Origin of the sequence: Mesorhizobium sp. LCM 4577, assembly GCF_001854795.2 — a bacterium.
In the GTDB taxonomy this organism is placed as follows: Bacteria; Pseudomonadota; Alphaproteobacteria; order Rhizobiales; family Rhizobiaceae; genus Mesorhizobium; species Mesorhizobium plurifarium.
The window spans coordinates 15,463-36,849 of record NZ_MDDU01000006.1; the positions used below are offsets into that span (position 1 = coordinate 15,463).

Consider the following 21,387-nt stretch of genomic DNA (forward strand, 5'->3'; position numbering starts at 1 on the left):
ACTGGCGCCGATTGCAGAAACCGCGCCGAAAAACGTCGCAAGAGACGTTGGCCGCCGACGCGGAACTCGCTAAGGTTATTCCAACATCAAAGGGATGGCAGGCTGGCATTCGCCACGGGCAGCTTGCCGTTAGCTAAAACTTACAGATCGTTGGGAGGAGTGCCTCATGAAAACGCGTGCCGCCGTTGCTGTTGGTGCCGGAAAGCCGCTGGAGATCATGGAGGTGGACCTCGAAGGGCCGCGCGAAGGCGAGGTGCTGATCGAGGTCAAGGCGACCGGCATCTGCCATACCGACGAATTCACGCTGTCGGGCGCCGATCCGGAAGGCATCTTCCCGGCGATCCTGGGCCATGAGGGTGCCGGCATCGTCGTCGATGTCGGCAAGGGCGTGACCTCGGTCAGGAAGGGCGACCATGTCATCCCGCTCTACACGCCCGAATGCCGGCAGTGCCCGTCCTGCCTGTCGAGGAAGACGAACCTTTGCACCGCCATCCGCGCCACGCAGGGTCAGGGCCTGATGCCGGACGGCACCTCGCGCTTCTCGGTCGGGGGCGAAAAACTCTTCCACTATATGGGCTGCTCGACTTTCTCCAACTTCACCGTGCTGCCCGAGATCGCGGTGGCCAAGGTCAATCCCGACGCCCCCTTCGACAAAATTTGCTACATCGGCTGTGGGGTGACCACCGGCATCGGCGCCGTCATCAACACGGCCAAGGTCGAGCAGGGCGCCACCGCCGTGGTCTTCGGCCTCGGCGGCATTGGCTTGAACGTCATCCAGGGGCTTCGCCTTGCCGGCGCCGACATGATCATCGGCGTCGATTTGAACAACGACAAGAAGGCCTGGGGCGAGAAGTTCGGCATGACGCATTTCGTCAATCCGAAGGAGATCGACGGCGACATCGTGCCTTACCTGGTCAACATGACCAAGCGCGGCGCCGACCAGATCGGCGGCGCCGACTACACCTTCGACTGCACCGGCAACACCAAGGTGATGCGCCAGGCGCTGGAGGCCTCGCATCGCGGCTGGGGCAAGTCGGTCATCATCGGCGTTGCCGGCGCCGGCCAGGAGATTTCGACCAGGCCTTTCCAGTTGGTCACCGGCCGCACCTGGATGGGCACCGCCTTCGGCGGCGCGCGCGGCCGCACCGATGTGCCGAGGATCGTCGACTGGTACATGGAAAAGAAGATCCAGATCGACCCGATGATCACCCACACGCTGAAGCTCGAGGACATCAACAAGGGTTTCGACCTCATGCATGAGGGCAAGTCGATCCGCAGCGTCGTGGTTTATTGAGGAAAGCCACCAGGCCGCAGGCCGGAAAGCCCGCGACCTCTGTGGTCAAACATGGGAGGAAGTTGGAATGGCCGAGAAACTGCATCACTCGATCGACAACGGCTTGCCGAAGGAAAGCGCATCCTTTRCCGGCGGCACGCTGGTTTGCCTGTGCACCTCGAAGCCGGTGAAGGTGAAGGTCAAGGGCCAGATCGCCCACAACCACGCCTGCGGCTGCACCAAATGCTGGAAGCCGGAAGGCGCCATCTTCTCGGTCGTGGCCGTYGCCGGCACCGGCGACGTCACCGTCACCGAGAACGGCGACAAGCTSAAGGTGGTCGATCCCTCGGCGCTGATCCAGCGCCATGCCTGCACCGRCTGCGGCGTCCACATGTACGGCCCGGTCGAGCGCGACCATCCCTTCAAGGGCCTGTCCTTCATCCATCCCGAGCGCTTCGAGGAGGACGGCTGGTCGCCGCCKGGCTTTGCCGCCTTCGTCTCCTCGATCATCGAATCCGGCGTCGACCCGAGCCGCATGGACGGTATCCGCGGCCAGCTGAAGTCGATCGGGCTGGAGCCCTATGACTGCCTCAGCCCCGGCCTGATGGACTATATCGCCACCTGGACCGCTAAGAAGTCGGGAGCCTTGGCGGCCTGACAAATCCTGCGATTTCTGCCATGGGGCTGGCTGACACGCCGGCCCCATATTTGTTTGGAAGCAACGATGCCCGCACCCATTATCTACGTCGATGCCGACGCTTGCCCGGTCAAGGCCGAGGTCGGGAAGGTCGCGGAGCGCCATGGCGTCGCCGTCACCTACGTTTCCAATGGCGGCCTGCGTCCGTCGCGCGATCCGATGATCCGCAACGTCGTCGTCTCCAAGGGCGCTGATGCGGCGGACGACTGGATCGTCGAGAACGCCAGGGCCAACGACATCGTGGTGACGGCCGACATCCCGCTGGCGGCGCGCACGGTGGCGCTCGGCGCGCATGTGCTGGGACCCACCGGCCGCCCCTTCACGCCGGAGACCATCGGCATGGCGGTGGCGATGCGCGATTTGAAGCAGCATTTGCGGGAAACAGGCGAAAGCCGGGGCTTCAACGCCTCCTTCACGCAGAAGGACAGGTCGCAGTTTCTCGGCGAGCTCGACCGCATCTTGCGGCGTGCCTTGAAATCCGTCACACCGGATTGATCCAACGTCTTCAGGGGCCTCGGGCCATGGGTGACGATCTCAAGACGCCGATGCATCGGCACATGCAGTTCGCCCTCGCCGCCGCCATCGGCATCGTCGCGCTGCTGCTTGCCCTGTTGCTGCGCTGGCCCCTGCCCTACTCCATCGGCGCCAATGTGTTCTTTGTGAGCTACATCGCCCTGGTGCTGACCCTGATGCCCAGCCTTACCGGCCGCTATCTCAGCAAGAACGCACGGGCGACAGACCTGCCCGTCCTGCTTATCTTCGCCGTCACGCTCTTCGTCGTCATTGCGGCCATCGTCTCGCTGTTTCTTTTGATCAACCAGAGAGCCGCCACGCACCCCTGGCAGCTCGGCTTTGCCATGTTGTCGATCCCGCTCGGCTGGTTCACCATCCATGCCATGGCATCATTGCACTACGCGCATGTCTACTGGAAAGACGGCGACGAGATCGACATGAAAAGCCAGAGAAAAGTGCCCGTCGGCGGGCTCGATTTTCCCGGCGGCAGGCGGCCGGAAGGTTGGGACTTCCTCTATTTCGCGACAGTCATCGGCATGACGGCGCAGACCGCCGACACGGCCATCACCACGTCGCAGATGCGCATGGTCGTGCTTGTTCATTCGATCCTGACCTTTTTCTTCAACACGGTGATCGTGGCGGCGGCGGTCAACCTCGCGGTCAGCCTGGGCTCTCCGTAATAAATCCGTGATCGCATGAAACATTGCCTTGTGCGGCGACGTATTGAGGGGGAGACAATGACCTGAAAAGCCGCTTCCCGATGGCGGCCGGAGGCAAGATGGACACTGTTGCCAACAACCGATCCGCCAGCGAGGCGGCCGGCAAGGACACGACCCTCATCTATCGGCAATCGCGCTGGACGCGGCTGACCCATTGGATCTGGGCTTTCTCGCTGTTCTTCATGCTGCTTTCCGGCCTGCAGATCTTCAATGCGCGGCCGCAGCTTTATATCGGCAAGCAGTCCGGCTTCGAATTCAACAACACCATCCTCCAGATCGGCGCCGAAAACACCGCCAGCGGTCCGCGCGGCTTCACTGAAATCTTCGGCCATCGCTTCGACACCACCGGCGTGCTCGGCTGGTCGGGTCCGCCGGGACAAGAGACGCCGCGCGCCTTTCCATCCTGGGCGACGATCCCGTCTTATTACGATCTCGGCACCGCTCGCGTCGTGCATTTCTTCTTCGCCTGGATCCTGACCACGACGCTGCTCGTCTGGCTGGTCGCCGGCCTGATCAACGGCCATATCCGCCGCGATCTCGCCCCTCGCGTGTCGGACCTGCGCAAGCTGCCGCGCGACATCGTCGATCACGCGAAGCTGAAGTTCCACCACACGAGGGAATACAACACGCTGCAGAAGATGGCCTATGGCGGCGTGCTCTTCGTGGCTCTGCCGCTGATGATCGTCACCGGCCTCGCAATGTCGCCGAGCATGGATTCGGTATTGCCTTGGCTCAACGAAATCCTCGGCGGCAGGCAAACGGCGCGCACCATCCATTTCACCGTCATGGTGCTGCTCGTCCTTTTCTTCGTCGTCCACATCCTGATGATCCTTGCCGCCGGCCCGATCAACGAGCTGCGTTCGATCATCACCGGCTGGTACCGCACCGACCCGCCGGAAAAACCCGACCAGCCGACCGAGAGGAGCGCCTGACATGGCAAAATTCCAGATCAGCCCCAAGCTCCAAATGAGCCGAAGAAAGTTCTTGACCGCCAGCAGCCTCGGCTTGTCCGGCATCGCGCTGTCCGGCTGCGATGCCTTCGACAGCGGTCTCGGCATCGGCGGCGGCTTGCGCAGCTTCCTCGAAAACGCCAATGGCCTGACCTGGCGCGCGCAGCGCCTGCTCGCCGGCCGCGACGCGCTGGCGCCGGAATTCACCGAAGCCGACATCCGCCAGCCGCAACGGCCGAACGGCGTCACCGCGCCCGACGACGACACCTATAAGGGCCTGCTCGCCAACAATTTCGCCGACTGGCGCCTGGAGGTTTCAGGCTTGGTCGAGAAGCCGCTGTCGCTGACCCGCGAGCAGTTGCAGAACATGCCGAGCCGCACGCAGATCACCCGCCATGACTGCGTCGAAGGCTGGAGCTGCATCGCCAAGTGGACCGGCACGCCGCTGTCGCTGGTGCTCGACCAGGCTGTGGTCAAGCCGCAGGCGCGCTATGTGATGTTCCACTGCCTCGACACGATCGAGCAAAGCCTGTCCGGCGACATCAAATATTACGGCACCATCGACCTGATCGACGCCCGCCATCCGCAGACGATTCTGGCCTATGGCCTGAACGGCAAGCCCTTGCCGGTCGAGAACGGCGCGCCGCTGCGCGTGCGGGTCGAGCGCCAGCTTGGCTACAAGATGCCGAAATACCTTTCCAAGATCGAGCTGGTCGACAGTTTCGCCAATGTCGGCGGCGGTCGCGGCGGCTATTGGGAGGACAATGGCTACGACTGGTATGGCGGGATTTGATGGCCCCTCGCTTCAGCCGGAGCACGATCTTGCGCCGGCCGAGCTCAGTGCCTTCGAGGAACGCCTCAACGGTGACAACCGGCGTGTCACAGGGCGCGATGACGACCATGCCCTCGTCTTTGCGCTGCGGGATGAAAAAGGGCGCGCCGTCGGGGTCGCCGCCGGCTATTCCTGGGCCGGCATTGCCGAGCTGAAGCTGATGTGGGTCGACGAGGCCTATCGAGGCCTTGGCCACGGCAGGAAGCTGCTCGATGCCTTCGTCGCGGAAGCCGCCGCGCGCGGCTCGCTGCGGATATGGGCTTCGACACACGACTTCCAGGCGCCGGGCTTGTACGAAAAGGCTGGTTTCGCGCGCATGGCCGAATTCAGCGGATGGCCCGAAGGCCATTCCAACATCATCCTTTGCAAGACGATCGGTTCCCGGTAGGCGGCGACCGGACGAGGCTGACGTTCAGCCCGCGCGGCTTTGCGACGCGATCAATCGTCCGAACTTTCGAAAGTGGTTTGACCCGGCTCGGGCGGCGCGTCCCCCATCGCATCCGGATTGTCCACCATGCAGCCCATGCCGTGGCATCCCTGATAGTTGCCGTGGGTATCGAAATTGGGATTGCCGTCCCTGTCGAATTGCGGCGTCGGGTCAATCCATCGATCGTCGCGGCGCGGCTTCGGCCTCGGATAGTAATTGTCCGAATGGCGACCGTGCCTGTCATTGTTGTCGAGGATGGCGCCGACGATACCGCCGACGATGATGGCGGCCGCCGCATCGCCGGGAGAAGGCCTGCGGCCGGAGGGAGACGGCCCGCGGCCGGAGCCGGCAACCAGAAATTGCGCCGAGCAGCCCTTGTCCACCCAGATGCCGCCGCCGTCATAGCCCCAGCTTGTGCCGAACTGGCAACGCGACTTCGACAGCCGGTTGGTCAATTGCACGCCGCCACGCGTGTCGATCCCGCAATAGGAGTAGCGATAGTTGGAACTTGAGCAGACCAGGCGCATCGGACCCGCGGCCTGCGCGGCATCGGGCAGCAGCGACAATTGCGTCGGATTGCCCAGGAGGCAGGCCAGGAACATAGTCGAACCGGTAACCGCCATCCGCGCCGACATCGCAAGTCTCCAATTGGTTTCGCTATCGACAGAATGGCACCTCTGTGTAAGTCTTACAACCAGACAAACTGCAGCGAGGATATATTCATGCGCGCTAACAAAATGGTCGCGGCGATCATACTTGTTCTCTCTGCCTGGCTGGCGTTATTGCCGGCCCACGCGGACGATAGCCTGAAGCGCGTCATCGACAAGAAGACACTGACGGTCGGTGTGGCGCTCAACCCGCCATGGATCCTCAAGAATGCGGATGGCAAATTCGCGGGCTACGATGTCGACCTGACCAGCGCGCTGGCATCCGATCTCGGCGTCGACCTGAAACTGGTCGAAGTGCCGTGGAACGACCTGAAGGCACGTCTGCTCAAGGGCGATTTCGATCTGATCGCCGCAGGCTATGCCAGCACGCCTGAGCGCGCCCGCGAAGTTGTATTCTCCAATCCGACCGGCACCGCCGACATTCGCATGGTGGCCTCGATAGCCAGCCTCGGCAAAAGGCCGGGAAAGGCGCTGACGGCGCCGGGGTACAAGATCGCCGTGCTGTCCAATTCCACGGACGAGGCGGCAGCCAAGGAAGCCTTTCCGAAGGCAAACATCCTGTCCTTCGACAACACCACCGCCGTCTTTGCCGCGATCATCGGCGGCGACGCCCAGGCGATGGTCGCCACGTCGCCGACGCCGCAGATGGCGGCAAGACTCTACGATGCGAAATTCAGGCTGGTCGGCGGCCCGCTTCTGCGCACGCCGGAAGCCTTCGCTATGCGCCCCGACGACATCCGCCTGATCCAATACGTCAACAACTGGGTCGGCGCGCGCACCGCCGACGGCACCATCGCCGGTGTCCGTCGGTACTGGTTCGGCGGCTTCAAATGGATGTCGCGCTTCGATACCTCAGCCAAGCCGGACCAGGCCAAGCCGGACCAGACCAAGCCGAAGCCGTAAGCTTGGAGCAATTCCAGGAAAAGTGCCTGCGGTTTTCCGCGCGGAATTGCGTCAAAACAAGAAGATCGAGCGGTTCGCCGTTCCGTGAAACGGTAAACCGCCCTAAGCCACCTTATCCAGCAGCGGCTTCAGCGCCGGATGGATTTCCGGCGCAGCGTGCTTGATCAGCGTCAGCAGCGCGCGCTCGTTGTCGCACAGCGGCCGCTGGCCGCCGCCGACGCGCTCGGCCAGCCATTCGGCCTCGCCAGCTCAGGAGGCCGGCATTTTGCAGGCCGGCCCCATCTGAATATCGATGCAACCTTTGATGTCGCCAGGAGGTGACAAGGTGTCGCCGACGGGCTATGGATGGCGCGTCGGGGGCTCAGTGGCTGAGTCCCACCTGTTTGCGGGAGAGAGCAGCGCGAGCTGTCGCCGAAGGGGAAATCGCCCGAAATCTCTCAGGCAAAAGAACCGTGGACGGGAAAGACAACTCTGGAAAGTCGGGGCTAGCCCCGCGCCGAAGGTGTAAGCGCTGCCGACAGAGTTACGGGGCGCGAGTCTCTCAGGCTTCAGACAGAGGGGCACGAACTAGGCCGCCTGCGGCGGTCGATTGCGTGCGACTCTGGAGAAGACATGACAGGCGAAGACACCAGACATCTGCCCCTTGAGGAATTGCATCAGGCCGCGGGAGCGCGTTTCGGCGCCTTCGCCGGCTGGTCGATGCCGCTGACATACCCGCCCGGCGTGATGAAGGAGCATCTTCACACGCGCGAACATGCCGGCCTGTTCGACATCTCGCATATGAAGCTGTTCGAGGTCAGCGGTCCGGCCGCTGCAGTGCTTCTCAACCGCGCCTGCCCGCTCGATGCCGGCGCGCTGGGCATCTCGCAGTCCAAATACACTTTTTTCCTCAACGAGGCGGCCGGCATCATCGACGACCTGATCGTGACGCGCCTTGGCGATGACCGGTTCATGGTGGTGGCCAATGCCGGCAACGCGGTGGAGGACGAGAAGCATCTGCGCGCGCTGGCCGCCGATTTCGATGCCAAGGTCGAGCCGCTCGACCGGGTCTTCCTGGCGATCCAGGGGCCGGACGCCTGGGCGGCGCTAGCGCGGGCCGGCATCGAAACCGGCTCGCTGCTCTTCATGCACGGCATCGAGCCGCGGCAAAACTGGTTCATGAGCCGCTCCGGCTACACCGGCGAGGACGGTTTCGAGATCGGCCTGCCTGAGAAGGACGCGCGCGATCTCGTCGTCAAACTCCTGGCGGACGAGCGAGTGCAGTGGATCGGCCTCGCCGCCCGCGACAGCCTGCGGCTCGAGGCCGGTCTTTGCCTGCATGGCCATGACCTGACGCCGGAAATCGACCCGGCAAGCGCCGGACTGATGTGGGCGATCTCCAAGGACGTCCGTGCCGCCGGCCATTTCATCGGCGCCGACGCGCTGCGCTCGATCCTCGAGCGCGGGCCGTCGCAGAAACGCGTCGGCCTGAAGCCCGACGGCCGCCAGCCGGTTCGCGCCGGCGCGGCGCTGGTCGATGCCGACGGCAATCCGGCCGGCCATGTCACGTCCGGCGGCTTCGGCCCCTCGACCGGCCACCCGGTCGCCATGGGCTACGTCGACACCGCGCTGGCCAAAGCCGGCACCAAACTCTTCGCCGATGTCCGCGGGACGAAAATCCCGGTCGACGTCACGTCCCTGCCCTTCACCCCACACCGCTACCGCAAAGGATGATTTCCAGATGGCAAAGACCTATTTCACGCAAGATCACGAATGGCTCCGCGTCGAAGGCGGCGTCGCCGTTGTCGGTATCACCGACTATGCGCAGGAACAGCTTGGCGACCTCGTTTTCGTTGAGCTGCCAGAGATCGGCCGCAAGCTCGCCAAGGGCGATACGGCCGTGGTCGTCGAATCCGTCAAGGCGGCATCGGACGTCTACGCGCCGGTCGACGGCGAGATCACCGAGGCCAACGCTTCGCTGTCGGCCGACCCCTCGCTGGTCAATTCGGCAGCGACCGGCGACGGCTGGCTCTGGAAGATGAAGCTTTCCGACGAAAGCCAGCTCAACAGCCTCATGGATGAGGCCGCCTACAAAGCCCATATCGGCTGACATCAGGACATAAAGACATGACCGCAGCGCTTACTTCCTTCTCGGCCCGCCATATCGGCCCGGGCGTCAATGATGTCAGAGCCATGCTTGCCGTGCTCGGCGTTCCGTCCGTAGAAACGCTGATCAGCCAGGCCGTGCCGAGATCGATCCGCCTCGACCAACCGCTCAACCTGCCCGCTCCGGCGAGCGAAGCGGAAGCGCTGGCCGAACTGTCTGCGATCATGGCGAAGAACACGGTGCTGAAGAGCTTCATCGGCGCCGGCTATCACGGCGTCCACGTGCCGCCGGTCATCCAGCGCAACATGTTCGAGAATCCGGCCTGGTATACGGCCTACACGCCCTACCAGGCCGAGATCAGCCAGGGCCGGCTGGAAATGCTGTTCAACTTCCAGACCCTGGTCACCGAGCTGACCGGCCTGCCGGTGGCGTCCGCCTCGCTGCTCGATGAAGCCACCGCCGTCGCCGAAGCCGTGGGCATTGCGCTGCGCCACCACCGCGACAAACGCACCAAGGTGGCGCTTGCGGGTGCGCCGCATCCGCAGACGCTGGATGTCGTGCGCACCCGCGCCGAGCCTCTCGGCACCGAGGTCGACGGCGAGACCATCGACGACAACACCGCCGCGCTGCTCGTCTCCTGGCCGGATACGTTCGGTGTCTATGGCGATCACAAGGCGGCGATCGAGAAGGCCCGCGCCGCCGGCGCGCTGGTCGTCTTCATCGCCGACCCGCTGGCGCTGACGCTGACGGACGCTCCGGCCAAGCTCGGCGCCGACATCGCCGTCGGTTCGATGCAGCGCTTCGGCGTGCCGATGGGCTTTGGCGGCCCGCACGCGGCCTATTGCGCCGTTTCCGACAAGCTGACCCGTCTGATGCCCGGCCGCCTCGTCGGCCAGTCGATCGACACCAAGGGCCGTCCCGGCTACCGGCTGGCGCTGCAGACGCGCGAGCAGCACATCCGCCGTGACAAGGCAACCTCCAACATCTGCACCGCGCAGGCGCTGCTCGCCAACATGGCGACGGCCTATGCGATCTGGCACGGGCCCGCCGGCCTGCAGGCGATCGCCGGTCGTATCCATAGCCTTGCCGATCGTCTTGCCGCCGGTCTCAGGGCGGCGGGCGTTTCGGTGCTCGGCACGAGCCGCTTCGACACGGTGACGGCCGAAGTGAACGGCAAGGCCGCGGCAATAGCCGCCGCCGCCGAGAAGACAGGCAGGCTGCTGCGCGTCATCGATGCCGACCGCGTCAGTGTCGCCTTCGACGAGACCTCGACGGAGGCCGATCTCGAGGCGATCGCAGGCCTCTTCGGAGCCAAGCCCGGCGTCGGTGGCGGCTCGATGCCCGGCAAACCGCGCGGCAAGGAGTTCCTGACCCAGCCGGTCTTCCACGACAACCATTCCGAAACCGAGATGATGCGCTTCCTGCGCCGGCTGGCCGACAAGGACCTCGCGCTCGACCGCGCCATGATCCCGCTCGGCTCCTGCACCATGAAGCTCAACGCCGCCGCCGAGATGATGCCGGTGAGCTGGCCGAGCGTCGCCAACCTGCATCCCTTCGCGCCGGCCGGCCATTCGGCGGGCTATCGCGAGATGGCCGGCGACCTGGAGACCTGGCTGTCGGAGATCACCGGTTTCGACGCCGTCAGCCTGCAGCCCAATGCCGGCAGCCAGGGCGAATATGCCGGCCTGCTCACCATCCGCGCCTATCACCGCGCGCGCGGCGAAGGCCACCGCACGGTCTGCCTGATCCCGTCTTCGGCGCACGGCACCAATCCGGCGAGCGCCGCGATGGCGGGCATGACCGTTGTCGTCGTGCGCTGCCTGGACGACGGCAATATCGATATGGACGACATGAGGGCCAAGGCCAACGAGCATTCGAAGAACCTCGCGGCGCTGATGTTCACCTATCCCTCGACGCATGGCGTCTACGAGGAAGGCGCGCGCCATCTCTGCGCGCTGATCCACGAGCATGGCGGCCAGGTCTATTTCGACGGCGCCAACCTCAACGCGCTCGTCGGCCTTGCCCGCCCCGGCGACATCGGCGCCGACGTCTGCCACATGAACCTGCACAAGACCTTCTGCATTCCGCATGGCGGCGGCGGCCCGGGCGTCGGCCCGATCGGCGTCAGGGCGCATCTGAAGCCCTACCTGCCGGGTCATGTCGCGGAAGGCTCGGCGCATGCCGTTGCCGCCGCACCCTTCGGCAGCGCGTCCATCCTGCCGATCACCTGGATGTATATCCGCATGATGGGCGGCTCCGGCCTCAAGCAGGCGACCGAGACGGCGATTGTTTCGGCCAACTATGTGGCGACGCGCCTCGCGCCGCACTACCCTCTGCTCTACAAGGGCCGAAGCGACCGCATCGCGCATGAGTGCATTCTCGACACCCGCGTGCTCAAGGAAAGCGCCGGCATCACCGTCGACGATATCGCCAAGCGCCTGATCGACTACGGCTTCCACGCGCCGACCATGTCGTTCCCGGTTGCCGGCACGCTGATGGTCGAGCCGACCGAGTCCGAGCCCAAGCGCGAACTCGACCGTTTTTGCGAGGCGATGATCGCCATCGCCGGCGAGGCGGCGAAAGTGGCGAAGGGCGAGTGGCCGCTCGCCGACAACCCGCTGGTCAACGCCCCGCACACCGCGGCGGAAGCGCTCGCGGGTGAGTGGAAGCATCCCTATTCGCGGCTGGAGGCGGCCTATCCGGCGGGCGACGCCGACCTGGCGGCGAAATACTGGCCGCCGGTCTCGCGCATCGACAACGTCGCCGGCGACCGCAACCTGGTCTGCTCCTGCCCGCCGCTGTCGGAATATCTCGGCGCCGCCGAATAGCGGACAAGGTTCAGGCGCTTTTCAGGGCCGGCCCGGCACCGGGCTGGCCCGCTCTGTCCTGAACGATGACACGGTTGCGCCCGGCACGCTTGGCCGCATAAAGCGCGGCGTCGGCTTGCGCCAGCACCGCGTCCAGGGGGCGCCCCGCGGCCGAGCCGAATCCCATGCCGCCGCTGACGCTGCTGCGCAGCGGGCCGCGATGGGTAGGCACGATCTCGGTGCCGAAGGCGACGCCGATCCGGCTTGCCATGTCATACGCCTTTTCCGGTGTCATACGCGACATGACGAGCGCGAATTCCTCGCCGCCCAAGCGGAAGGCGTCGACCCCTGCCCTGCCGTATTTCTTGATCACTGCCGCGAAGCGGCAAAGGACCTCGTCGCCGACGGGGTGGCCGAAGACGTCGTTGGTCATCTTGAAATGATCGAGATCGAACATGGCGATCGCCATGAACGGACCGAAGCTGCGGTCGCCGTAAAGCTCGTTGAGCGCCCTGCGGTTCATCAGTCCGGTCAGCGGATCGGTCATCGTCTCGGCCTTGAGCTCGATCTGCGCCTGCAGATGGTGCAGCGACAGCGTCAGCGCGCCGAGGCCGGTCATGCAGGCAACCGCGACGACCGAGTTCAACCGCTCCGCCCAATTGTCGGGCGCGGCGCCAAGGGCCCATTGCCCATGGGCGAGCAGCATCAGGCCGCACAGCGCGAAGGACACGCCGCAAGCGCCGCTCAGGAACGAGACGACAAGCAGGATCCGCCGGTCGTGATCGCCCTTCACCCAGAACATCGCACCGATCGCGGCGAGCAGCGCCGTCACCACCGCGTAGGTGATCTGGAAGCCGATGCCGTCGAAACCGAGATAGGTCAAAGCGGCGCAAGCGGCCATGGCCGCAAGTGTCGGCAGGACGGCGCGGCGGTAGGCGCGAAAGCCGAGATATTGCATGGCCGACAGGCAGATGAGGAGGAAGCCGAGGCTGAGCAGCGCAAGCACGATCTGGCAAAGCCAGGGGCTGGCGTCCTTGGTGTAACGCCAGAACAGGACGACATGGGCGACCAGCACGAGTATGCCACAGGCGACCGTGGGCATGAAACGCGCCCGGGGCGCGGTGAACCAGATCGCAAACAGGGTGATGCTGAGGCATGCGCCCGACAGTGCCGCCGCGAGCAGAAGCGAGCTGAAATCCAACATCGGTGAAGAACTGCCTCTCGGGGAGTCTCGTCGCTTCTCAATGTAGATTGCCTGCGGCCTGCGCAAACCGTTTTCGGCCGGCGCCTGCCGCTACCTCGGCACAGGGTTTACAAACCGTCGACATGCCGAGCGAAATGTCGGCGCCGGCTCTTCGGGGCGGCAGGCGTGAAGGCGGATCAGCCCTTGTCGAGCAGCGCCAGGTTGGCGTTGACCACCGTCTGGTCGGCCATGCCGGCCTTGGCTTCGAGCAGCAGCGCGCGCGCCTTTTTCTTGTTGCCGCGCAGGAGCTGCGAGTAACCCATATTGTTGACGATCTGCGGCTTGCGCCCGGCGACCTTCAACAGCTGCGCGTAGGCGCGATCGGCGAAGTCGAAACGGCCGAGCTCGTCATAGGATGCGGCAAGCCCCATCCAGGCCTCGGCATTGTCGGATTTGAGTTCGACCGCCTTGCGAAAATGCTGCTCGGCAAGGCCGAAATTCGCCTCGCGGAACTGCGCCTTGCCTTCGACGAGGTCGCTGGCGCTGACATCCTTGGCCACCGGCTGGATCGCCGTGGTCTTGGTCGTGTCGACGTCTGCGTTCGTCGTGCAGCCGGTGATCATCAAGACGGCCGCCAACGCCGCCGCTGCCCTGGGAAGTCTCTGACGCATGCCCCTGCCCCATCGCCCGATTTGCCGGGTCGTTCTTCAGGAAAAACCTTACAGGAGAGCGATTAAGCTTCGGTGCCGAAATGCAGCTAAATTTTGGTTGCGCGCAAGGGATGCGTTAACCAGCGCTCCTGGGGTGCCGCCAGGTTCAGGTCAGGCCGGCCTCACCTGAACCCTCAGTGCGCGGTCAGCTTCACGACGATCGGTATGATGGCGATCATCAGCACCACCGGCAGGATGCAGACCGTCACCGGCACCGACATCTTGGCCGGAAGGGCATGCGCCTTCTCCTCGGCCATCGACATGCGCTTGTGCCGCATCTCGTCGGAAAAGACGCGCAGCGAGCCCGACAGGCTGGTGCCGAGTTCCTTGGATTGCTGCAAGAGCGTCGCGAAGGAGCGAACCTCGTCCAGGCTGAGGCGGTCGGCAAGCGCCTTCAGCGCGTCGTCGAGGCTCCGCCCGGCCCGCAATTCCAGCGACACCAGGATCAGGTTCTGACTGAGCGATGGATAGGTCCTGGCAAGTTCCTTGGAGACCCGCTCGATGCCGGCCTCCATGCTCATGCCGGCATYGGAGCAGACGATCATCAAATCCATGAAATCGGGAAAGCCGTTGCGGTATTCGCGCATCTTTTCCCGAACCTTCTGCGTCAGCACCAGGCCCGGCAGGAAATAGCCGCCGGCGCCCGACAGGATGATGAAGGTCCAGCGGCTGGTCATGGTCGACTCGGCGCTGGCCGCCCAGTGGTTGATCAGGAAAGCGCCGAGCGCCGCGCCGACCAGGGTGGCGAACCGGATGAGGAAGAACATGCCGACGGCGCGCGGTTCCATATAGCCGGCCTGGATCAGTTTCAGGCGCAGCCTGGCGACATTTTCCGGGTCGCTCTTGGCGTAGAATTCCTGCGCCCGCTTCACCGCCTTCTCGCGCACGGCGTTGGTGCTCTTCTTGGGCGAGGACTCCGCCTGCTCGGCCGGCTGCGATGTCTCGACCTTCAGCCGGCGCTTGACCTCGTCGCGATCGCCCTTGGCGAGCACCAGCGGCCAGGCGACGGCACCGGCGCCCAGCACAAGCAGCAGCACGGCGACCGGCACCAGCGAGGTCGGCGCGAGCGAGGCGAGGAAGCGGATGGCGTCTTCCATTTCAGAACTTGAAATTCGACATCTTGAACATGATGGCGTTGCCGAGCAGCAGCCAGATGATGGAGCCGCCCAGCATGTACCAGGTCTTCGGCACGTCCCAGACATCCTGATAGAACTGCGGCATCAGCACCATGATGGCGGTGAAAAGAAGCACCGGCACCGCGGTCAGGATGTAAGCCGACATGCGGCCTTCCGTCGAAATGGCGCGCACCTTGCGGCGCAGCTTGCCACGGTCGCGGATCGTCGCCGACAGGCCGTCCAGGATCTCGCGCAGATTGCCGCCTGAACTGCTCTGGATCGACACCGCCGTGACAAACAGCGGCAAGTCCTCATGGCCCACCCGGTCGAAGAGATTGTTCAGCGCCGAAACCAGGTCGGAGCCGTAGGTCACCTCGTCGGCGACGACGCCGAACTCGGTGCCGATCGGATCGCCCATTTCGCGCGCCACCATGGCAATCGCCACCGGCACCGGATGGCCGGCCTTCAGGCCGCGCGTGATCAATTCAAGCGCCTCGGGCAATTGCATCCCGAACCGCTTGTGCCGGCGCTTGCGCATGAAGCGCATTGCCATCACCGGCAGGACCGGCAGCAGCACGACAAACAGGATCAGGCCGAACAGGAGCGGCAAGCCCTTCCATATGCCTAAAAACGCCAGCGCGAGAGCGATCCCCGATGTGATCGTCAGGAACTTCGGCAGCGGCGTGGTCATGCCGGACTGCGTGCGCAGGGCGCGGAAGCGATCGAGGGAAAAGATGGAGCTGCCGCCGTCTATCCCGCGCTCCTTGCGCAGTTGGATCAGGACCTGCTCCTGACTGATCTTGTTCTCCGCGAGCTTCATGCGGCGGTTGATGGCCGTGCGCTTGTCGCTGCGCCCGGCATAGAGCAGATAAAGGCCCTCGGCGATCATGATGCCGGTGAGCGCCGCTGCGGCGTACACGGCGTAAATAGGGCTGAAACCGTCCAGCACCGGCCTAATCCTGCGGCCGGCCGGGTTCGAAATATTTGCCCGGGAATTCGATGCCCATGTTGCGCAGGTCCTCCAGGAAGCGCGGGCGGATGCCGGTCGCTTCGAAGTGCCCGAGTATCTTGCCGTCCGCCTCCATGCCGGTGCGCACGAAGCGGAATATCTCCTGCATCTGGATGACGTCGCCTTCCATGCCGGTCACCTCGGCGACGCTGGTCACCTTGCGCTTGCCGTCGGAAAGGCGCGTCAGTTGCACGATGATGTCGATGGCGCTGGAGATCTGGCTGCGGATCGACTGCACGGTCATCGGCATGCCGGTCATGCCGAGCATCTGTTCCAGGCGCGAGATGGCGTCACGCGGCGTGTTGGCATGGATGGTGGCCATCGAGCCTTCGTGACCGGTGTTCATCGCCTGCAGCATATCGAAGGCTTCCTCGCCGCGGCACTCGCCGAGGATGACGCGGTCGGGACGCATGCGCAGCGCGTTCTTGACGAGGTCGCGCTGCTTCAATTCGCCGTGGCCCTCGATATTGGCGGGACGCGTTTCCATGCGAGCGACATGCGGCTGCTGCAATTGCAGCTCGGCCGCGTCCTCGATGGTGATCAGGCGCTCGTCTTCCGGAATGAAGGCCGACAAAGCGTTGAGCATCGTCGTCTTGCCGGTGCCGGTGCCGCCGGAGATGATTGTGGTCTTGCGGGCATGCACCGCCGCCGCCAGCACCTCGGCCATGTTCTGGGTGATGGCGCCGAATTCGACCAGCTTGTGCAGGCCGAGCTTATTCTTGGAGAATTTGCGGATCGATACCAGCGGCCCGTCGACGCCGACCGGACGGATCGCCGCGTTGAAGCGCGAACCGTCGAGCATGCGGGCGTCGACCATCGGCTGCGATTCATCGACGCGCCGGCCGACCGCCGCAACGATTTTGTTAATGATTCGAAGCAGATGCGCCTCATCCTTGAACGGGATGTGGACCTGCTGCAGCTTGCCGCGCTTTTCGACGAAGCAGTTCTGGTGGCCGTTGATCAGGATATCGTTGATCTCGGGATCCTTGAGCAGCGGCTCCAGCGGGCCGAGGCCGACCATTTCGTCGACGATGTCGTCGACTAGCGCGTCGAGCTCGGCGATGTTGATCGCCATCCGCTCCTCGCGCGTCTTTTCCGAGACGAATTCATGCACCTGCCGGCGCATTTCATCCCGGGGCAGCCGCTCCAGCGCTACGAGGTTGATCTCTTCGAGCAGCATGCGATGGATGCGCACACGTGCGTCCAGCACCTTGTTGACGCTCTTTTGAGGCGCTGCTTCAGGCCGCGGCGGCGCCGGCTTGCGGGTCGTCGGGATGACGACTGCATTGTGCGTGACAGGCGCGGGTTCCGGCGCCCGCTGCGGACGTACGTCGCGGCTCTGCAGGTTGGAAAAGCGGCTGGTCATCCTGCCTTCCTCTTCACCAAGCCCTTGCCCAGGCCGAACAGCGACTTCGACTTGACCGTGGTCTGGACGGCCTCCTCCGGCAGGATGATCTTCTTCAGGTCGTTGACGACATTGGCGTTGGGGTCGATGGCGTGCAGCGGCACGCCGCGGTCGACCGCCTCGCGCACCAGCCGGTAATTGTTGGAGATGCCGCCGACGAAATGTTCGCCGAGTATCTCCTGAACGTCAGCCTGCTTGATGCCGCTGTCGAACATCTTCTGCTCGAAGCGGTTGACGATGACATTGGGCTTCACCTCCTTGCCGGCGGTCTCATAGACGGCCTGGATGAGACGCTGTGTATGGCGCAGGCACGGCACCGTCATCTCGGCGACGATATAGAGCTTGTTGGAACCCAGCAGCACCGTCTCGGTCCAGGGGAACCAGGTGCGCGGCATGTCGATGACGACATTGTCGAAATAAGCCGCCACGAGGTCGAGCATGCGCACCACGACATCGGTCTTGAACGAGCGCATGTCGGACGGGCGCGTGGGAGCGGCAAGCACGCACAGCCCGCTCGCATGCTTGGATAGCATCACGTCGAGCAATTGCCGGTCGAGGCGCTCCGGCTGGTTCTCGATTTCCGTGATGTCGAAGCGCGGTTCGAGGTCGAGATATTCGGCGCAGGCGCCTTGCTGGAAGTTGAGGTCGACGACGCATGTCGAGGCGCCGCGCGTCACCGAATGATGCAGCTGGAAGGCCGTCTGCAAGGCGAGCGTGGTGGTGCCGACGCCGCCGGCGGCCGGCATGAAGGTATAGACGTGCGATTCGGTGTTCTCGTCCCGCCCCGGCCCTTGCAGCGCACGGACGACGGAACGCACGAGGTCGGCCGTGGTGATCGGCTTGACCAGGAAGTCGGCGACCTTGAGCTGCACCAGGATGCGCACCGCCGCCGCGTTGAATTCCTGGGTGACGACGACCACCGGAACGCTGCCTTCCAGCCGTCGCATGACGCGCTGCAGCGACTCGATTTCCTCGAGCTTGGCCGCGTCCATGTCGACGATGACCGTGCCGAAGTCCGCTTCGAGGATTTCGCCGCGCAGCTCGTTGACGCTCTTTTCCAGCGTCAAAAGCTCGATGATCTCGGAGGTCGCGAAAGCGGTCCGCGTGTCTTGCAGAAACGCCCGGTCCGTCGAAACGAGCAGGATCTTCTTTGTCTTGCTGCCAGATGCCATCGGCGTCAGCCCATCAGTTCGATGTGGTCGATGATGATGTCGTCGATGACGGCGCGGAGCCGGCTTTCGCGCCGACGGCAGCACTCTCCGAACCCGGACGCTGGGCCGGCACCAGAAGCTTGGTGTTCTGTACGCCGTACTTCCATGGGTCGACCATCTGCATGGCGGTGTTGGACGCCTGCGCGTTRCCGACTCCCGGCGTCACGCCTTCGGTGCGCACGTAGTCGTCGCTTGTGCAGCCGCTCACGAATCCGGCCAGGAATAGAGCAATCCAAGGGGCGCTGCGCATGGCCTTAGTCCTTCGGCAGATCGAGGAAGTGGCCGGACGTGATTGCGGCCACCGGACGGGCGGCGCTGCCGTCCGCCAGCGCCACCGGACGCTTCGGCGCCGAGGCGTCCACTTCCTCGGTGTTGTTGAGGAAATAATCGGCGGGACTTGCCGGCTGGGTGCCGTCGGTCGGCTCGACCATCTTCTTCGACGGATCGACCGGCTTGACCAGGTAAGGCGTGACGATGATGACCAGATCGGTCTCGCGCCGCTGATAGGACTTCGAGGAGAACAGAGGACCGAGCACCGGCAGTTTGCCGATCCCCGGCACCCGCGACGTCGTGATGTCGTTCTGCGACTGCAGAAGACCGGCGATCATGAAGCTCTGGCCATTCTTGAGGTCGACCGATGTCCTGGCACGGCGCACGATGAAGGCCGGAATGGAAATGCCGCTGCTGACCTGGATGGAAGCCGACGGGTCGATCGAGGACACTTCCGGCGCGATGTCGAGGCTGACCAGCCCGTCCTTCAGCACCGTTGGCGTGAAATCGAGGCCGACGCCGTACTTCTTGTAGGTGACGCTAATCTTGCCATTGTCCTCTGAAACCGGGATCGGGAACTCGCCGCCGGCAAGGAAGCTCGCCGTCTGGCCTGAACGAGCGATCAGGTTGGGTTCGGCAAGCCGCCGCGCCAGGCCGCGTTCCTCCAACGCCTTGATGGCGATGTCGATCGAAACGCCGTTCGACAGCAGCCGGCCGATGATCTCGCCTGTGCCAGCCTCCGTCACCTTGCCGGGATCGATGGAGACGTTGCGGCCGCCCATTCCGAACGCGAAGTTGGCGCCGTATTTGGCGCCGAGATCCTGCCCGGCCTGGCGGTTGATCTCGACGAAACGGACGTTGAGCTGCACTTGTTGCGAGGACGAGATGTTGACCGAGTTGATGACTTCCTCGTTGCCGGAAAAGCGCGACGCGATCTTGCTGGCCTTGTCGGCGGCGACCGCGTCGTCGGCCTCGCCCGACAGCACGACGCGGCCGTTTGCCGAGCCGACCTTTATCTTGGCGTCGGGCACGCTGGCGCGGATGGTGCTGGCCAGCTGGTCGGTATCCAGCGTCACCTCGATGTCGATGGTGCCGACGAGCTGCTTGTTCTGGTCGAACAGGGCGATACCCGTGGTGCCCAGATTGTTGCCCAGCACGTAGAAGGACTTGTCGGTCAGCGGATTGACGTTGGCGATCTCCGGATCGCCGATGACGATCTGATAGAAGGCGGCGCTCGTCATGATCGTCTTCGGCTTGCCCTTGGCGACCTTGATCGAGGCGTTCCTGTTTGCCGAGACATAGACGACGTCGTTGCCCGCCCTTGCCGGCGCGGCGACRCCAAGCATTGCCGCCGCCAGCGCGATCGCRCCGAGAAGACGCCATCCCCCGGTCGTCCGAAATGCATCAAACCCGAACATCTGTTGCCCCGTCCCCGCCGGTCCCCACCGGCTATTGCTGCAGTTCCTGCGGCGGTTCCCGTGAAGGAACCTTGTATTCCTCGACTTTTTCGCCACGCGTCACGATCACCGTCTTGAATTTCGGCTCGTCGGATTCCGTCGTCACAGCGCTGACGAGCGAGGCGGCGCTCGCCTGCGCCTTTGCGGCGACCGAACCGCCGAAGGACGAGATGGTCGTAAGCCCGCCATTGCTGGTGCTGGCGTCGGCCGCGGACCGCAAGGACAGCGACAAGGTGCCGACGGTGCGGGCAAGCGCCACTTTCTGCGCCCCTTCGTTGGTCACCTCGATGGTCACAGAATTGGCGACCTGCGGCTCGGTCTTGCGCTCGTCCGCGCCCTGCCCGACCGAAAGCACCTTGGCGTCGGAAACGACGATCTCGGAGGTCACCGTCGAGCCAGCCGCGCCCTGCGCGTTTTTGGATACTTCCTGGATGTCCCCCGCATCGCGCGTCAGCACGACGTCGACCCGGTCTCCCGGCGTGACGAAGCCGCCGACGCCGGCGATCTCATCGGTGCGGATGGTGACGGCCCGCATTCCCGGTGACAGCAGGTTGGAAAGGGTGGCGCGGCCGTTCGGTCCCGACAGCTTGGTGAGCAGCACCGGCTCGTTGACCTCGATCGGCGACAGCACGACCCGGGTGCCGTCGGCGAGCAGCTTGTCGATCGTCGGGAAAGCGCCCTGCGGTAGGGAATCCTGCGGCCACGGGATCTCGGCGAGCTGCGGCCGTGCGAGCTCCATGCCGTAGCGCAACGGCGCTTGAGCCACCACGATGGTTTTGAACTCGACCTTGGGCTGTGGCGCCGCGACGGAGACGACCTTGACCTCGGGCTGAGCCTTTGCCTGGCTCTTGACCCAGAAATCCGCCGCAAAGATCGAGATCGCGCCGAAAACGGCGGCGATGCCGATCATGGTTATGGCCCTGCCCCTCACAACGAAACCCCTGACGCCCGTGGTCTTTTGTTGGTTGGGCCTCACGCTAGGCGTTAATGTTAAAGAATCAGGAATCCCGCGACCCGCCGATCGCCCTATTTCGGCCGGCTTGGTTATCGAATGGTTTTGGAATAAGAGACAGTTTGATCCCTGAACGGAACAGGAACTCGTTCGCCCGCCAAAAGCGTGGCAGTATCGAGACGTGATTCGCATTACCGGAC

22 protein-coding genes and 1 riboswitch are annotated in these 21,387 nt (G+C 64.2%); of the genes, 12 read left to right on the forward strand and 10 right to left on the reverse strand.

Annotation, left to right across the window (positions count from 1 at the left end):
- Nucleotides 1–166 precede the first annotated feature (166 nt).
- From LCM4577_RS10660 to LCM4577_RS10690, 7 genes are all read left to right on the forward strand, one after another.
- A complete protein-coding gene (locus LCM4577_RS10660) occupies nt 167–1,294 on the forward strand; it encodes an S-(hydroxymethyl)glutathione dehydrogenase/class III alcohol dehydrogenase (protein WP_071032055.1) in 1,128 nt (375 codons plus the stop codon).
- A 67-nt stretch (nt 1,295–1,361) separates the two neighbouring features.
- Nucleotides 1,362–1,931: an S-(hydroxymethyl)glutathione synthase gene (gene gfa, locus LCM4577_RS10665; protein ID WP_071071086.1), complete on the forward strand. Its 570-nt coding sequence runs from the start codon at nt 1,362–1,364 to the stop codon at nt 1,929–1,931.
- A 66-nt stretch (nt 1,932–1,997) separates the two neighbouring features.
- Nucleotides 1,998–2,465 (forward strand): YaiI/YqxD family protein, encoded by a 468-nt coding sequence (locus LCM4577_RS10670; RefSeq protein WP_071032053.1) that lies wholly within the window; start codon nt 1,998–2,000, stop codon nt 2,463–2,465.
- Between the two features lie 26 nt (nt 2,466–2,491).
- The gene (locus tag LCM4577_RS10675) at nt 2,492–3,163 is read left to right on the forward strand and encodes a DUF1345 domain-containing protein (protein WP_040981503.1); all 672 of its coding nucleotides are present in this window, start codon (nt 2,492–2,494) and stop codon (nt 3,161–3,163) included.
- Nucleotides 3,164–3,261: 98 nt separating this feature from the next.
- Nucleotides 3,262–4,134 carry a cytochrome b/b6 domain-containing protein gene (locus tag LCM4577_RS10680; RefSeq protein WP_071032085.1) on the forward strand — a complete coding sequence of 291 codons (873 nt, stop codon included), beginning with the start codon at nt 3,262–3,264 and terminating at the stop codon, nt 4,132–4,134.
- A gap of 1 nt (nt 4,135) precedes the next feature.
- A complete protein-coding gene (locus LCM4577_RS10685) occupies nt 4,136–4,945 on the forward strand; it encodes a molybdopterin-binding protein (RefSeq protein ID WP_041007217.1) in 810 nt (269 codons plus the stop codon).
- Entirely contained in the window at nt 4,917–5,372 is a 456-nt protein-coding gene (locus LCM4577_RS10690) for a GNAT family N-acetyltransferase (RefSeq protein WP_244508287.1), read from the forward strand. Before LCM4577_RS10685 ends, LCM4577_RS10690 begins: the two co-directional genes overlap by 29 nt.
- 50 nt (nt 5,373–5,422) lie before the next feature.
- Here LCM4577_RS10690 and LCM4577_RS10695 read toward each other — a convergent pair whose 3' ends face one another.
- Entirely contained in the window at nt 5,423–6,046 is a 624-nt protein-coding gene (locus LCM4577_RS10695; protein WP_052457697.1) for a DUF3011 domain-containing protein, read from the reverse strand.
- 87 nt (nt 6,047–6,133) lie between these two features.
- On the opposite strand from LCM4577_RS10695, the gene LCM4577_RS10700 reads away from it, so the two are divergent.
- The 5 genes from LCM4577_RS10700 to gcvP all read left to right on the forward strand — a co-directional run bounded on the left by LCM4577_RS10700 (nt 6,134) and on the right by gcvP (nt 11,896).
- A complete protein-coding gene (locus LCM4577_RS10700; RefSeq protein WP_157900461.1) occupies nt 6,134–6,982 on the forward strand; it encodes a transporter substrate-binding domain-containing protein in 849 nt (282 codons plus the stop codon).
- A 138-nt stretch (nt 6,983–7,120) separates the two neighbouring features.
- Nucleotides 7,121–7,303, forward strand: coding sequence for a hypothetical protein (locus LCM4577_RS10705; protein WP_071032048.1), 183 nt, complete (start codon nt 7,121–7,123; stop codon nt 7,301–7,303).
- Between the two features lie 55 nt (nt 7,304–7,358).
- Nucleotides 7,359–7,445: riboswitch (glycine riboswitch) on the forward strand.
- A 149-nt stretch (nt 7,446–7,594) separates the two neighbouring features.
- Nucleotides 7,595–8,695 carry a glycine cleavage system aminomethyltransferase GcvT gene (gcvT, locus tag LCM4577_RS10710; protein ID WP_071032047.1) on the forward strand — a complete coding sequence of 367 codons (1,101 nt, stop codon included), beginning with the start codon at nt 7,595–7,597 and terminating at the stop codon, nt 8,693–8,695.
- A 7-nt stretch (nt 8,696–8,702) separates the two neighbouring features.
- Nucleotides 8,703–9,071: a glycine cleavage system protein GcvH gene (gcvH, locus tag LCM4577_RS10715; RefSeq protein WP_071071088.1), complete on the forward strand. Its 369-nt coding sequence runs from the start codon at nt 8,703–8,705 to the stop codon at nt 9,069–9,071.
- Between the two features lie 17 nt (nt 9,072–9,088).
- The gene (gene gcvP / locus LCM4577_RS10720) at nt 9,089–11,896 is read left to right on the forward strand and encodes an aminomethyl-transferring glycine dehydrogenase (RefSeq protein WP_071071090.1); all 2,808 of its coding nucleotides are present in this window, start codon (nt 9,089–9,091) and stop codon (nt 11,894–11,896) included.
- Nucleotides 11,897–11,906: 10 nt separating this feature from the next.
- Here gcvP and LCM4577_RS10725 read toward each other — a convergent pair whose 3' ends face one another.
- From LCM4577_RS10725 to cpaB, 9 genes are all read right to left on the reverse strand, one after another.
- On the reverse strand, nt 11,907–13,079 hold the full coding sequence (locus LCM4577_RS10725) for a GGDEF domain-containing protein (RefSeq protein WP_071071092.1): 1,173 nt from the start codon (nt 13,077–13,079) through the stop codon (nt 11,907–11,909).
- Between the two features lie 176 nt (nt 13,080–13,255).
- Nucleotides 13,256–13,729: a tetratricopeptide repeat protein gene (locus tag LCM4577_RS10730; protein ID WP_040981518.1), complete on the reverse strand. Its 474-nt coding sequence runs from the start codon at nt 13,727–13,729 to the stop codon at nt 13,256–13,258.
- Nucleotides 13,730–13,902: 173 nt separating this feature from the next.
- Nucleotides 13,903–14,865 carry a type II secretion system F family protein gene (locus tag LCM4577_RS10735; RefSeq protein ID WP_071071093.1) on the reverse strand — a complete coding sequence of 321 codons (963 nt, stop codon included), beginning with the start codon at nt 14,863–14,865 and terminating at the stop codon, nt 13,903–13,905.
- Nucleotide 14,866: 1 nt separating this feature from the next.
- Nucleotides 14,867–15,832 carry a type II secretion system F family protein gene (locus LCM4577_RS10740; RefSeq protein WP_041011479.1) on the reverse strand — a complete coding sequence of 322 codons (966 nt, stop codon included), beginning with the start codon at nt 15,830–15,832 and terminating at the stop codon, nt 14,867–14,869.
- Between the two features lie 4 nt (nt 15,833–15,836).
- The gene (locus LCM4577_RS10745) at nt 15,837–17,258 is read right to left on the reverse strand and encodes a CpaF family protein (RefSeq protein WP_040981523.1); all 1,422 of its coding nucleotides are present in this window, start codon (nt 17,256–17,258) and stop codon (nt 15,837–15,839) included.
- Entirely contained in the window at nt 17,255–18,469 is a 1,215-nt protein-coding gene (locus LCM4577_RS10750; RefSeq protein ID WP_071071095.1) for a response regulator/pilus assembly protein, read from the reverse strand. Before LCM4577_RS10750 ends, LCM4577_RS10745 begins: the two co-directional genes overlap by 4 nt.
- A 13-nt stretch (nt 18,470–18,482) precedes the next feature.
- Entirely contained in the window at nt 18,483–18,758 is a 276-nt protein-coding gene (locus LCM4577_RS10755) for a hypothetical protein (protein WP_041007223.1), read from the reverse strand.
- 4 nt (nt 18,759–18,762) lie between these two features.
- On the reverse strand, nt 18,763–20,196 hold the full coding sequence (locus LCM4577_RS10760; RefSeq protein ID WP_071071097.1) for a type II and III secretion system protein family protein: 1,434 nt from the start codon (nt 20,194–20,196) through the stop codon (nt 18,763–18,765).
- A 31-nt stretch (nt 20,197–20,227) separates the two neighbouring features.
- Entirely contained in the window at nt 20,228–21,145 is a 918-nt protein-coding gene (gene cpaB / locus LCM4577_RS10765; protein WP_071032037.1) for a Flp pilus assembly protein CpaB, read from the reverse strand.
- Nucleotides 21,146–21,387: the final 242 nt, after the last annotated feature.

Bases quoted from the DNA above. Each gene is read 5' to 3' on its own strand.
- LCM4577_RS10660 (WP_071032055.1), top strand. From the start codon at position 167: ATGAAAACGCGTGCCGCCGTTGCTGTTGGTGCCGGAAAGCCGCTGGAG.
- LCM4577_RS10670 (WP_071032053.1), top strand. From the start codon at position 1,998: ATGCCCGCACCCATTATCTACGTCGATGCCGACGCTTGCCCGGTCAAG.
- LCM4577_RS10675 (WP_040981503.1), top strand. From the start codon at position 2,492: ATGGGTGACGATCTCAAGACGCCGATGCATCGGCACATGCAGTTCGCC.
- LCM4577_RS10680 (WP_071032085.1), top strand. From the start codon at position 3,262: ATGGACACTGTTGCCAACAACCGATCCGCCAGCGAGGCGGCCGGCAAG.
- LCM4577_RS10685 (WP_041007217.1), top strand. From the start codon at position 4,136: ATGGCAAAATTCCAGATCAGCCCCAAGCTCCAAATGAGCCGAAGAAAG.
- LCM4577_RS10690 (WP_244508287.1), top strand. From the start codon at position 4,917: ATGGCTACGACTGGTATGGCGGGATTTGATGGCCCCTCGCTTCAGCCG.
- LCM4577_RS10695 (WP_052457697.1), bottom strand. From the start codon at position 6,046: ATGTCGGCGCGGATGGCGGTTACCGGTTCGACTATGTTCCTGGCCTGC.
- LCM4577_RS10700 (WP_157900461.1), top strand. From the start codon at position 6,134: ATGCGCGCTAACAAAATGGTCGCGGCGATCATACTTGTTCTCTCTGCC.
- LCM4577_RS10705 (WP_071032048.1), top strand. From the start codon at position 7,121: ATGGATTTCCGGCGCAGCGTGCTTGATCAGCGTCAGCAGCGCGCGCTC.
- gcvT (WP_071032047.1), top strand. From the start codon at position 7,595: ATGACAGGCGAAGACACCAGACATCTGCCCCTTGAGGAATTGCATCAG.
- gcvH (WP_071071088.1), top strand. From the start codon at position 8,703: ATGGCAAAGACCTATTTCACGCAAGATCACGAATGGCTCCGCGTCGAA.
- gcvP (WP_071071090.1), top strand. From the start codon at position 9,089: ATGACCGCAGCGCTTACTTCCTTCTCGGCCCGCCATATCGGCCCGGGC.
- LCM4577_RS10725 (WP_071071092.1), bottom strand. From the start codon at position 13,079: ATGTTGGATTTCAGCTCGCTTCTGCTCGCGGCGGCACTGTCGGGCGCA.
- LCM4577_RS10730 (WP_040981518.1), bottom strand. From the start codon at position 13,729: ATGCGTCAGAGACTTCCCAGGGCAGCGGCGGCGTTGGCGGCCGTCTTG.
- LCM4577_RS10745 (WP_040981523.1), bottom strand. From the start codon at position 17,258: ATGACCAGCCGCTTTTCCAACCTGCAGAGCCGCGACGTACGTCCGCAG.
- LCM4577_RS10750 (WP_071071095.1), bottom strand. From the start codon at position 18,469: ATGGCATCTGGCAGCAAGACAAAGAAGATCCTGCTCGTTTCGACGGAC.
- cpaB (WP_071032037.1), bottom strand. From the start codon at position 21,145: ATGATCGGCATCGCCGCCGTTTTCGGCGCGATCTCGATCTTTGCGGCG.